Source organism: Catalinimonas alkaloidigena (assembly GCF_029504655.1).
GTDB classification, from domain to species: Bacteria; Bacteroidota; Bacteroidia; order Cytophagales; family Cyclobacteriaceae; genus Catalinimonas; species Catalinimonas alkaloidigena.
In genome coordinates this window covers 6,683,480-6,694,938 of the sequence record NZ_JAQFIL010000001.1, presented here as the reverse complement: position 1 = coordinate 6,694,938, position 11,459 = coordinate 6,683,480, and the positions used below count along the sequence as shown (strand labels likewise).

General features: G+C 43.9%; 11 protein-coding genes. 7 read left to right on the top strand and 4 right to left on the bottom strand.

Translation table 11 applies throughout. The features are described 5' to 3' along the window. Positions 1-27 precede the first annotated feature (27 nt). Both OKW21_RS27065 and OKW21_RS27060 read left to right on the top strand, forming a co-directional pair. Entirely contained in the window at positions 28-276 is a 249-nt protein-coding gene (locus OKW21_RS27065; protein WP_277485832.1) for a hypothetical protein, read from the top strand. 10 nt (positions 277-286) lie between these two features. Beyond that, positions 287-646, top strand: coding sequence for a type II toxin-antitoxin system VapC family toxin (locus tag OKW21_RS27060; RefSeq protein WP_277485830.1), 360 nt, complete (start codon positions 287-289; stop codon positions 644-646). Positions 647-660: 14 nt separating this feature from the next. On the opposite strand, the gene OKW21_RS27055 is transcribed toward OKW21_RS27060, so the two are convergent. Together OKW21_RS27055 and OKW21_RS27050 are read right to left on the bottom strand one after the other, a co-directional pair. Continuing rightward, positions 661-1,230: a DUF3109 family protein gene (locus tag OKW21_RS27055; RefSeq protein ID WP_277485828.1), complete on the bottom strand. Its 570-nt coding sequence runs from the start codon at positions 1,228-1,230 to the stop codon at positions 661-663. A gap of 64 nt (positions 1,231-1,294) precedes the next feature. Beyond that, on the bottom strand, positions 1,295-2,989 hold the full coding sequence (locus tag OKW21_RS27050) for an N-acyl-D-amino-acid deacylase family protein (protein ID WP_277485827.1): 1,695 nt from the start codon (positions 2,987-2,989) through the stop codon (positions 1,295-1,297). A 149-nt stretch (positions 2,990-3,138) separates the two neighbouring features. Between OKW21_RS27050 and OKW21_RS27045 the strand changes: the two genes are divergently transcribed. The 3 genes from OKW21_RS27045 to OKW21_RS27035 all read left to right on the top strand — a co-directional run bounded on the left by OKW21_RS27045 (position 3,139) and on the right by OKW21_RS27035 (position 6,277). Further along, positions 3,139-4,230, top strand: coding sequence for a mechanosensitive ion channel family protein (locus OKW21_RS27045; protein WP_277485825.1), 1,092 nt, complete (start codon positions 3,139-3,141; stop codon positions 4,228-4,230). Between the two features lie 136 nt (positions 4,231-4,366). Then, positions 4,367-5,848 carry a M28 family peptidase gene (locus tag OKW21_RS27040; protein WP_277485823.1) on the top strand — a complete coding sequence of 494 codons (1,482 nt, stop codon included), beginning with the start codon at positions 4,367-4,369 and terminating at the stop codon, positions 5,846-5,848. Between the two features lie 27 nt (positions 5,849-5,875). Further along, entirely contained in the window at positions 5,876-6,277 is a 402-nt protein-coding gene (locus tag OKW21_RS27035) for an ACT domain-containing protein (protein WP_277485820.1), read from the top strand. 6 nt (positions 6,278-6,283) lie between these two features. On the opposite strand, the gene OKW21_RS27030 is transcribed toward OKW21_RS27035, so the two are convergent. Together OKW21_RS27030 and OKW21_RS27025 are read right to left on the bottom strand one after the other, a co-directional pair. Beyond that, the gene (locus OKW21_RS27030; protein ID WP_277485818.1) at positions 6,284-7,192 is read right to left on the bottom strand and encodes a serine hydrolase; all 909 of its coding nucleotides are present in this window, start codon (positions 7,190-7,192) and stop codon (positions 6,284-6,286) included. Positions 7,193-7,319: 127 nt separating this feature from the next. Continuing rightward, on the bottom strand, positions 7,320-8,570 hold the full coding sequence (locus OKW21_RS27025) for an amidohydrolase/deacetylase family metallohydrolase (RefSeq protein WP_277485816.1): 1,251 nt from the start codon (positions 8,568-8,570) through the stop codon (positions 7,320-7,322). Between the two features lie 182 nt (positions 8,571-8,752). Here OKW21_RS27025 and OKW21_RS27020 point away from each other — a divergent pair, with 182 nt between their 5' ends. Next, positions 8,753-9,451 (top strand): 3'-5' exonuclease, encoded by a 699-nt coding sequence (locus tag OKW21_RS27020; protein WP_277485813.1) that lies wholly within the window; start codon positions 8,753-8,755, stop codon positions 9,449-9,451. Then, positions 9,448-11,355 carry a DUF294 nucleotidyltransferase-like domain-containing protein gene (locus tag OKW21_RS27015; protein WP_277485811.1) on the top strand — a complete coding sequence of 636 codons (1,908 nt, stop codon included), beginning with the start codon at positions 9,448-9,450 and terminating at the stop codon, positions 11,353-11,355. Before OKW21_RS27020 ends, OKW21_RS27015 begins: the two co-directional genes overlap by 4 nt. Positions 11,356-11,459 lie beyond the last annotated feature (104 nt).

The window sequence follows — 11,459 nt, the reverse complement described above, 5'->3', positions numbered from 1 at the left end:
TATATTGTATAACAAAAGAAAGACAATATGACAAAGATTATTATAGAGATAGATAATGAAAAGGACAAAAAGTTGATAAAAGATTTTTTGGACAAATTAGGGATTGAAAGCCAAGAAGCACAGGATGAGAAAACTCCCGAATTATTATCAAATGGAAAAGAGGTGGCCTCTTTAATGCAGGAGTTAGCTGAGAGTACTGGCCTTAGTGAGATCAAAGATCCTGTAGCATGGCAAAGAGAAATACGTCAAGACAGGAAGCTTCCTTTCAGAGATTGAAATTACGGTATTGATTGATAGCAATATTGTGATTTACGGAAGCCAGGCAGGATATCAATATCTGAGAGACTACTTGGGAAAACAGAATATTGCTATTTCTAAAGTTACATTGATTGAAGTTTTAGGGTATCACCTCCTGAAGGAAAATGAAAAGATAAGGCTTGGACAGATTCTCTCCACCTGTCATCAATTTACTATTGATGATGTCATTATTCAAAAAAGCATTGACCTGAAGCAGCAGAAGAAAATGTCATTAGGAGACGCTATCATAGCAGCTACAGCACTACATTATCAACGTTTGCTCGTTACAGCCAATACATCCGATTTTAGCTGGATTTCTGATCTTCAAATACACAATCCCATCCACTGAAGCTGTAAACTAAATTACTTCTTTTTCTTTTCTGCTTTTTCCTGTAGTTCCTGATACCACTCACGGCCGTACTTACGGATGAGCGCGTCTTTGACAAATTTATAGATCGGTACACTCAGCGATTGTCCCAGTGTGCAGGCAGGATTACAGATGTGCCAGCGGTGATAATTGAGTGCATCATAATGATCATATTTGGTAATACGGATAGGGTAGAGGTGGCAGGAGACGGGCTTGCGGAAAGTAGTGCGCCCGGCTTTGTAAGCGTTTTCTATACCGCATTGCAGCTTGCCATCTTTGGCACGAACGGCATAAGCACATTCACGACCTTTGATGACCGGCGTAGCATATTCCCCCTCAGGATCTTTGCCATACTTGCCGTACTTCTCAATTTCTTTTTTCCCTTCTTCTGATAGAAAATCCTCAATGTCCACATAGATCATCTCCAGAATTTCCAGCTCCTCATCTTCCAGCGGAGCGCCGTATTCTCCCTCTTCACAGCAGGCTCCTTTGCACTTTTCCAGATCACACACAAATTGATTCTCCACTATATCATCACTCAGGACTGCGTTTCCGACCGTTATCATATAAAAATGTTCTTAAAATTAAAGCTTAAAATTTTACGCATAACTTCGCTTGTAAAGATAAAGTTCAGCGACTACTCACCGCAGCTTCTTCTTTATCTTCCTGATAGCCAGGGCCTCGCACAAACATGCCCGGTGTAGCTCCGGTATGCTCTCCTTCATTCAACACCTGTGTACCGTTGACAAAGACATGCTCAACACCTACAGCATACTGATGAGGGTTCTCAAAAGTAGCTTTATCAGCTATAATTTCAGGGTCAAACACTACCACATCGGCATAATAGCCAGAATCCAGTTTTCCTCTCTCCTCAATTTTTAGTTTTTGTGCTGATAATAATGTCAGCTTGTGGATGGCTTCTTCCAGTGGAATCACTTTTTCTTCCCGCACATATTTGCCAAGCAGACGGGCAAAGTTACCATAAGTACGGGGGTGGGTACTGCTTTCCAGGTTTTTTCCTTCCGCCGCGATAGAGCGTGCATCGGAGCCGAAAGTCATAAAAGGAAGTTGTATCTGTTTTTTGACATTGTCTTCGTTCATCAGGAAATATACCGTACCGATATCGCCACCATTCTGTACTACCAGATCTATGATGGTTTCGGCCGCTTCAGTGCCCCGCATCTCGCTGATTTCTCCTGCCGTTTTTCCAGTCAGGTACTTCAGCGAATCTTCCTCAAATTCTACCAGCAGAATGTTATCAGGGTCTCCGGCAGCTACCAGGAAATTTTCCCACGCTTTGGAAGCATACTGCATCTCTTCAATTACCTGCGCTTTGATTTTGGGATTTCTTAATCTTTTGATCCATTCTTTGGTACCACCTTCCTGCACCCAGGGCGGCATGGTAGCGTCCAGTCCGGTTGAGGCAGCTACATAATTGTACATATTAGCGGTCACCTTCTGCCCATCGGCATTAACCGAATCTATCATTGCCAGTACCTGATCCAACTTCTGCCAGTTGTTACGTCCGGCAGCTTTGAGGTGATAAATTTCTGCATCAATATTGGCTTCTTCGGAGATCGTCAGCAGTTCCTGCACCGCTTCAATAAAAGAGTCGCCTTCACTGCGTAGGTGAGAAATATACTTGCCATCGTACTCGGCGGCTACTTTAGCTAATGCAATAAGTTCATCCGTATCGGCGTAGAAGGCAGGAGCATAAATCAGAGAAGTGCCCAGGCCCAAAGCGCCTTCTTCCATCGCCTGCCGCACCAGGCCCTGCATGCGTTTCAGTTCCTCCGCATTGGGAGCACGGTCTTCATAGCCCAGCTCATGTACGCGAATGGTAGTAGCGCCTACAAAAGATGCTACGTTGGGTGCTACGCCCTGCTCTACCATATATTCCAGCGCCTCACCAAACGTTCTCCACCTGATCTGCTCGTTATTTTCCCGGGCATACTCACTGGCCGGGCCGAGAGATGACCCTTCTCCAAAAACTTCCAGTGTCACCCCCTGCTTGATACCACTCATGGAGCGACCATCTTCCAGCAGCGGGTAAGCCGCCCAGCTCAGCATATTGATAAAGCCGGGGCTTATAGCTTTACCCTGTACATCAATTACCGTATCGGCTTCATAAGTCCCTATGTCACCTACCGCTGCAATCTTCTTTCCGGTGATGGCTACTGATCCTTCATAAGGTTTTTCTCCGCTGCCGTCGTAGATCATAGCATTAGTAAGTACAATGTCATAGCTGTGCTCCGGCGGTGGGGCAGCACAGGAGAGTGTGAGTAAAAATATCAGTCCGAAAAAATAGTAGTGTATCGTTTTCATTATTCGCAAAATAAACTGTAGGAGGGTATGATAAAAATAATTAGGAATAAAGAAGTTAAACAAATTCGTATAGCGTGCTTTTGCGCCTGGGAGGTTGATTGCCTTTGATGGGGCTGTTATATTGTGCGATCAAACTATCATACCAAGCTATGCAAGAATTTTTGGAAAGAACTTACTACGATAACACTGTTAAAGATTATCTGATTGTGGCCGGGCTGATCATTCTCGGTATCATCCTGGTGAGAATCATCAATCACGTTATTGACAACAGGCTTAAAAAATTAACCCAACAGACTGATAATGTAATTGATGACTATCTCATTGAAAGCATTGACCGTTTTGGGGTACCTGTCTTACATTTTATCGTCATTTATTTAAGTATCAAAACGTTGCACCTCTCTGATCAGGTAGCGGATATTCTTAGAGTAGCCACGCTGGTTTTTGTTGTGTTTTTTGCCGTCCGCTTTATTTCTACTACGCTACTGATGCTGTTGAGAACCTATGTTCGCAAACAGGAAAATGGAGAAGAAAAAGTAAAGCAGCTGGGCGGGGTTATGCTGATCATCAATATCTTCATCTGGATAGGAGGTATACTGGTGCTGCTCGATAATATGGGCATAGATGTAACGGCTATGATCGCCGGTTTGGGAATAGGTGGTATCGCCATCGCACTGGCAGCGCAAAATATCCTGGGAGACCTTTTCAACTACTTCGTCATCTTTTTTGACCGCCCTTTTGAGATTGGTGATTTCATTATCATTGACAATAAGATGGGGGTAGTGGAGTATATTGGTATTAAAACAACGAGAGTAAAGAGCTTATCGGGTGAACAACTGGTGTTTTCAAACAGTGACCTGACCAGCTCGCGGATACACAATTACAAACGTATGGAAAGACGCCGGATCGTTTTTAAGGTCAACGTGATCTATCAGACTACGCTGGAGCAGGTCAAAAAAATCCCTTCAGTATTAAAAGCAGCAGTAGAATCTCAGGAGCTTACCCAGTTTGACAGAGCACACTTTCAGGCCTATGGTGAGTCTAGTCTGGACTTTGAGGTGGTATACTATATCCTCAGTGCAGATTACAATCAATATATGGATGTACAGCAGGAGATCAATCTGCGTATTTTTGAAGAGTTTCAGAACATGGGCGTAGAATTTGCCTACCCTACGCGCACACTATTCGTCAGCGGGCAGGATGCTGATGCTGACAACGAAAGTGCATATGGAAAGGCAGTTTAACAATAAAGGCTAGTTGCTGCTTTTAACTAAAGAAAACATATTTTGGACTCAAGAAGGAGGGATTAGTTTATTTAGGATTAATCGTATCTTTCACTGGGTTTGGCAAGGGGACATTAACCTAACTTACATACACCACATGCATATCATTTATAAAGTGCTATTGATTGCTGGTCTGCTTTTTTCTTTCCTGCTAGCGAAGGCACAAGAAGATCAGATTACTTCCAGCATACACAAAAGCGAAGTAGAAGCCAACATCCGTTTCCTGGCCTCCGATGAGTTGAAAGGAAGAGATACCGGCTCTCCTGAGCTTGACATTGCCGCACGTTTTATTGCTGCCCAGATGGAAAGCTATGGTGTAAAGCAGGTAGAAGGGGCGGATGGTTATTTTCAGTCGGTACACCTACTCCGACAAGAACCTGCCAAAGAAGCCGGCCTTAGCTATGGTAATCAGTCATTAAGTTTAATGGAAGATCTGCTGGTTTTGCAGGGAAAAAATGGGGAACTAAGTGGCGAAACCATTTACCTGAACTTTGGCACGGAAGAAGATTTTGAAGGTAAAGACATAACAGGGAAAATAGTAGTGGTAAAAGCAGGGCTGCCGGGCGTAAGCAGCAGTACAGGCTTTATTGGTGACGGACAGGAAAAGCTGAAACGTGTGCAGGAGAACGGTGGCAAAGGCATGATAGAATTATATAAGTCCAACCAAATCCCCTGGAACCTGCTGGTGCGCTACATGAATGCCGAAAGGTTGACTTTGAGCGAAGGCAGCGCAGAAGATAGAGCGATGCCCTACCTCCTTGTCAATGATCCGGAAAATATACATGTAAATGCTTTTGCGTCAGGTAGTACCGAAGTTGATATGCAGATTTCAGGTAAAGTGGATGAGGAAATCATCTCTCAAAATGTAGTAGGCATGGTAGAGGGCAGCGATCCCCAGCTTAAAGACAAATATGTATTGTTGTCAGCGCATTATGACCATGTAGGGGTTGCTGAGGGTAAAAACCTGGAAGATTCTATTTACAATGGTGCCAGAGACAATGGCATAGGGGTAGCTTCAATAATTAGCGCTGCTAAGTACTTTGGTCAGCAGCCACCTAAACGTTCGGTGCTATTTCTGGCTGTCACCGCCGAAGAAAAAGGGCTATTGGGAAGCCAGTGGTATGTAGAGCATCCGCTTATTCCTATGCATCAGGTTGTATTTAACCTCAATACGGATGGCGCAGGTTATAATGATACTACTGTCGTAACTGCTATAGGTTTGGGGAGAACCTCTACGGATGCACAAATACAGGCTGCGGCAGAAGCCGTAGGCCTGGAAGCCATTCCCGATCCGGTGCCTGAACAAAACCTTTTTGACCGCTCAGACAATGTTAATTTTGCGAAGCTGGGTGTGCCGGCGGTTACTTTAGCTCCCGGCATTACAGCTTTTGACGCGGAGATCATGAAATACTACCATCAACTGGCGGATGAAGCAGACAGCATGAACTTTGACTATGTAGAAAAAGTGTGCGAGGCCTTTGTGATAGCTGCGGATAAAATCGCTAATGCAGAGCAAAATCCTTTCTGGAAAGAAGGCGATAAATATGAGTCGGCCGGTAAAGCGCTGTACGGGCAATAGCTAGCGAAATTATTAATCCTGATACTTATGAGCGGAGAGACTAAGCTGGCAGACTTGGTAAAAAATATGACGCCCAGACTCAATGAGGGAGCATACGTCTTTGTTACAGTTAAAGATATCAATAAAATTGATCGTGCGGATACGGTGGGTGAATTTAAGGAAGCGGAAGGCACGACGCTAGTGATGGAAAAGAAAAAGGCAGACGAATACAGGCTCTCTTATGAATATGTCGCTTCGTGGATTACCTTGATGGTTCGTTCTTCTCTGGAAGCTGTGGGACTCACTGCCCACTTTTCAGCGGCGCTGGCTAAGCACCATATCAGCTGCAATGTGATCGCCGGTTATTATCATGACCATATTTTTGTTGACAAAAAAGATGGAAAGAAAGCCGTACAGATCTTAATGGAGTTGTGCAATTCCTCTAAATAAACTGCTTTATTTTTCCTGTACATAGTCATAGATCATTTTGGAGACTGTAGCGAGCGTTTCTACACCTGCTTCTTCATCACTTAGTTCTTTAGAAAGCAGCACCAGCACATACTTACGGCCATCGGGCAAGAAGACAATTCCCGAGTCATGATGAACACCGGTGATCCAGCCGGTTTTGTGGGCTACCTTCACATCTTCCGGCAGCTTGGCCGGAATCATTTTATTAAATTTCTGGTCCAGCAAAATATCTATCATCTCCTCGCTGGCCTCCTGACTGACAGCCTCTCCTTTGGCAATAGCTTCAAACATCACCATCAGGTCATAAGCGGTGGTGGTATTGCTAAGCCCCTGCCGGTAGGCTTTGGTATCTTCTACCCCACGAAGCACCTGTATATCATCAGCTCCTAGCTCCCGCATACTTTGGGTAGTATTATCCGCGCCTACCAGTTCAATCACAATATTGGTAGCCAGATTACTGCTGGCGATGATCATATTGTAAGTCAGGTCGCCAATGCTTTGCTGCTCACCGATCTGCTCATACAGCAAGTTATAAGAATCATCATCAGGGTTGAGCGAGTAAAGACTGCTGTCTACAATGCTCTTAAATTCATTTTTGACAGTGAGTGAATCGTCCAGGCTAAATTTTCCGGCTTCTGCCTGTTTGTAAACTTCCAGCAGTACGGGAGTTTTCATGGTGCTGGCAGCATGGAAATTTTCTTTAGCATTGATAAGCAGTTCTTCTTCCTGCCCCTGCAGGTTTTTGAAGGCCACCGCAAAAGTACCTTCGGTTTCAGTGAGTTCAGCTTCAATATCAGCGCTTAACTGATTTAGTGTCTTTTCTTCCTGAGAAGTTGGTTTACAGGCAGCCAATATGAATAATAGTAAAGCAGCGGCGGGGCAGAAAAATTTGAGCATTTCAGTAGAAGTTATACCACTGGCAATATGTTGTATTCTGATGAAAAAAACACCTTCCGTACGATGCAAAAAAAATAAGCCATCCTTAAACGGAACGGCTTACCATCAATCCAATTTCATCATAAGCTTATCTGCCTCTCAGGGTAACCGGATCAGCAATGCCGTTCAGGTCATACACAATCTTTCCCTCGCGGATGGTCATCTGGCATTCAAACTTCTGATCCCCTTCCACTCTGTAGCCGGTATAATCAAAGAAACCAAAGTCTCCTTCTCTTATGGTCAGGATAGCTACATCGGCAGGAGCACCTTCCGTAAGGTGTCCCAGTTCCTCTCTCTGAATAACCTGAGCAGGCTTCCAGGTACTGGCCGTAATAACAGACTGCACGTCCATCCCCATGTTCAGAAATTTGGACATCACACTCAGCATATCTTTCATGGCGTTGTTCATACTACCAATATGCAAATCCGTACTGATAGTGCTGGGAGTAAAGTCCTGCTCTACCGCGGGAATTGCCTGGGAGTAGGCAAAGCTGATGCCTCCATAGCCTACGTCAAAGATAATTCCCTGCTCTCGGGCATCCCATACAAAAGGCTTTACCTTTTTAGTTTCACGGTTTACGATGGCTTCCCGGCTATCCAATTCGCCATAGCAGTGTGTAAAGATGTCGCCGGGACGAAGGTGCTCCATAAAAAGTTCTTCGATAGAAAGAGGAGGATTGCTGCCTCCAAAGTCAACCATGACCGGGATATCAGCGATTTTTCCTGCCTCCACAGCTCTATCGGTAGGCGTCCACTCATGCCTGTTGTAATGAGCCAGTTTTATGCCTACAATATCTTCCGCATGTTCTTTGGCAAAATTACCAGCCACCTCGGCATCCATATCTTTGATGCTTTGCTCAAAAGGGCCGCCTCTCATGCCTTCACCTACGATGTTCAGGAAAGCCAGTACTCTGGTTTTGGAAATGTCAATAGTTTGTGCTTTGAAGTCAGGAAAAGTACGCCAACCGGAGCTTCCTGCGTCTACTACGGTAGTCACGCCATTACGAAAAGTAAAACCGTCCGGTGCTACGGCATTAGGACCATTCATGTAAGCCTGGTCAAGCTCGGTACCCCAAAAATTATGGGTATGCATATCAATCAGGCCGGGAGTGATGTACATATCATCAGCAGTAACCACCTGAGTAGCCTGAGAAGTATCAATATTTTTGGCTACTCGGGCAATGGTACCATCGTTGATGGCAATATCCATCGTTTCGTTAATATTGTTTTTGGGGTCAATAAGGTGTCCTCCTTTAATTACAATATCGTATGTCTGGGCTTTGGCAGTGATCGTGAGCAAGCATGCCAAAGCAGAAAAGAATAAAGATAGTTTGTGCATTGTTAGTGTTTGAGAATTATATGGTAAGGATAAGCCAGTTTACTCAATAAATCATAATAAATGGTAGAAAATTTGTATCAAAATGAAAGATCCCCCGAATGCTTAGCAAACGTTTCTGGTGATATGCTAAGCTTTAAAGAGGGTCTGCTGCCGGATGAATAATTTTTTGGTAATTTGAGGCGGTGAGAGATTATTTACTTTTTGTAGACACCGAGACCTCCGGCATACCTAAAGATTGGGATGCTTCCTATGCCGACAATTCCCAATGGCCTTACATTGTGCAGCTGGCGTGGGTAGTCTATACTCAGGATGGACAATTTGTAAAAGAAGAAAATTACTACATCCGTGATGATGACTTTGAGATCAGCAGAGCCTCGCAAGAGATACATGGCATCAGCAGATCCTATTTGCTGGAAAATGGCCATAGCAGATATGAGGTGATGCAGCAATTGAAACAGGACTTAGAAGCGTTTCAGCCCCTGCTCATAGGGCATTATGTAAAACTGGATTACCATATGCTGGGGGTAGAGTTTTTCCGCACACAGCTAGATAACCCTATACCAGCATTACCTGCTTTTTGTACCATGAAGGCCACGAATGATTACATTCGCTATCCCTTCAGAAAGTATCTGAGTCTGGGTGAACTGTACAAAAGACTTACGCAAAAGCCCCTGGCTAAGCCGCATAATGCTTTGACTGATGCCCAGGCTACTGCCACTTGTTTTTTTATCATGCGGGAAAGGGAAGATCTCAATGAAGAGAAGATAAGCAGGCAGGAAGCTGTGCAGGCAGATGAGCCATCTAAAACAAAAAATGAAATCTACGTTTATATCATCCTAGCCCTATTGTTTTTCATGCTACTTATCTTTTTTCTGCTATGAATGACAAAGCCCGATTTTTAAGCAGCGTTAAGCCTTTTGATCTACTCCCGGAAGAAGTGCTGGAAAGCATAGCAGATATACTACAGGAAGTAAGGTATAAGAAAGAGACCGTTATCTACCTGCAGGAAAAAACCAAGATGAAAGGAGTAGATATTATTGTAGAGGGCGAGTACGAAGCTTTTTTCTACGATAGCACTTACAATAAGCGTATGGTTGAGCAATTTGGTAGGGGTATCTGCTATGGGGGCGTCTCAGTGCTGCTGAATAAGAAAAAGTCCATACGTACTGTGATTGCCAAAAAAGGGACACTCGTATACTTTCTGCCCAGAAATGAGTTTAAGGCCTTGTGCCGTGCTTATGATCAATTCTTCCATCATTTTACCGTTGAGTTTGGCAAGCGTATGATGGAAGACGAATATGTTCATTTTGTCAAACAGTCCCAGACTTTTGAAGAAAACTATATCGCCTCCGATCAGCTCTATTCCCGTAAAATTGAGTCAGTTAGCCCCCGTGAACTTATTTCCTGCCCCCATACTACACCGGTACATGAAGTGGCCAGCGTAATGGGAGAGAAGAAAACGAGCTGCCTCTTTGTTACAGATGGTCAGGGAGAAATTGTTGGCTATGTGACAGATATCTCGCTGAGGGATAATGTGATTGCTCGGCAAAAAAGCGCAGATTTACCTGTCTCAGAGGTTATGGATAACCCCATTGTTTCCATTGATGACCAGCAGTATGTGTATGAAGCTATATTGCTGATGTTCAGCGCTAAAATTCGCTATCTGCTGATCAGTCGTGCTGGCGAGTATACCGGCTTTCTGAGTCGTAACCGGCTGTTAAGTGAGCAGGCTCAATCTCCCTTTGTATTTATTCAATCGGTGAAGCTGGCTTTGTCGGTGGATGAGCTTAAAGAAAAATGGGATAAAGTACCTGAAATGGTGTTTCAGTTGCTGAGCAGGGGAGTAAGAGCAGAGATTGTCAACCAGGTGATCACCACTGTTTCGGATGCCATACTGGTGAAAGTGATAGAAAGCGTCATTGCAGAAATTGGTGAGCCTCCGGCTAAGTTTGTTTTTATGGCATTGGGAAGTGAAGGGCGTAAAGAGCAGACGCTCAAAACGGATCAGGATAATGCGATTATTTATGAAGATAAAGCCAACGAGCATAGAGAAGAAGTAAGAGCTTATTTTTTGCGATTTGCTGAGCTGGTCAGTGCCCGCCTGGATCATATAGGTTTTAGCTTCTGTACCGGCGGCTTCATGGCTAAGAACCCTAAGTGGACCCATTCCCTTTCACACTGGAAAAGAAACTATGCGGAATGGATATCTGAAGCTATTCCGGAAACAGTGATCAATATCTCTACCTTTTTTGACTGCCGCTTTCTGTATGGCGAAGAAGCAATCATGTTGGAGCTGAAAAATTTTCTGGATAAAGAGTTACAAAGGCCCCTGGAGAGATTTTTTTATCATATCGGCAAGAATGCCCTGCAGTACGAACCCCCGCTTACTTTCTTCAAAAACATTAAAACTTTTCAGGAAGGACAAAGAGATGTGTTTAACATCAAAAAGACCATGACACCTATAGTGGATTTGGTAAGGGTATTTGCTCTAAAACACAGAATCTTTAAAACCAATACCGGAGAGAGGATAGAAATGTTACGAGATCAGAAGGTGTTTACTGAAAGCGAGTATCATGAGCTGATGCAATCCTACTATTACCTGATGGGCATGCGGCTGAAAAAGCAGGCTGTACAACTGATTCACGATAAAGCAGAACCGGATAACCTGGTGGATATAAACAGTCTTACAAAAATAGAGCGCGTTACTTTAAGAGAAATATTAAAAACGATAGAAAACTTTCAGTTGAAGATCAGAATTTCTTTTACCAGCTCATTGTTCGGCTAGCGGTCTGAGGTGCTTTCCAGGAGTTAAGGAAGGGGTTTAATAAAAATTAAACAAAAAGACGAACTATTTGCCGAAACCAAAACGAATATGAGAATGTTCTGAAT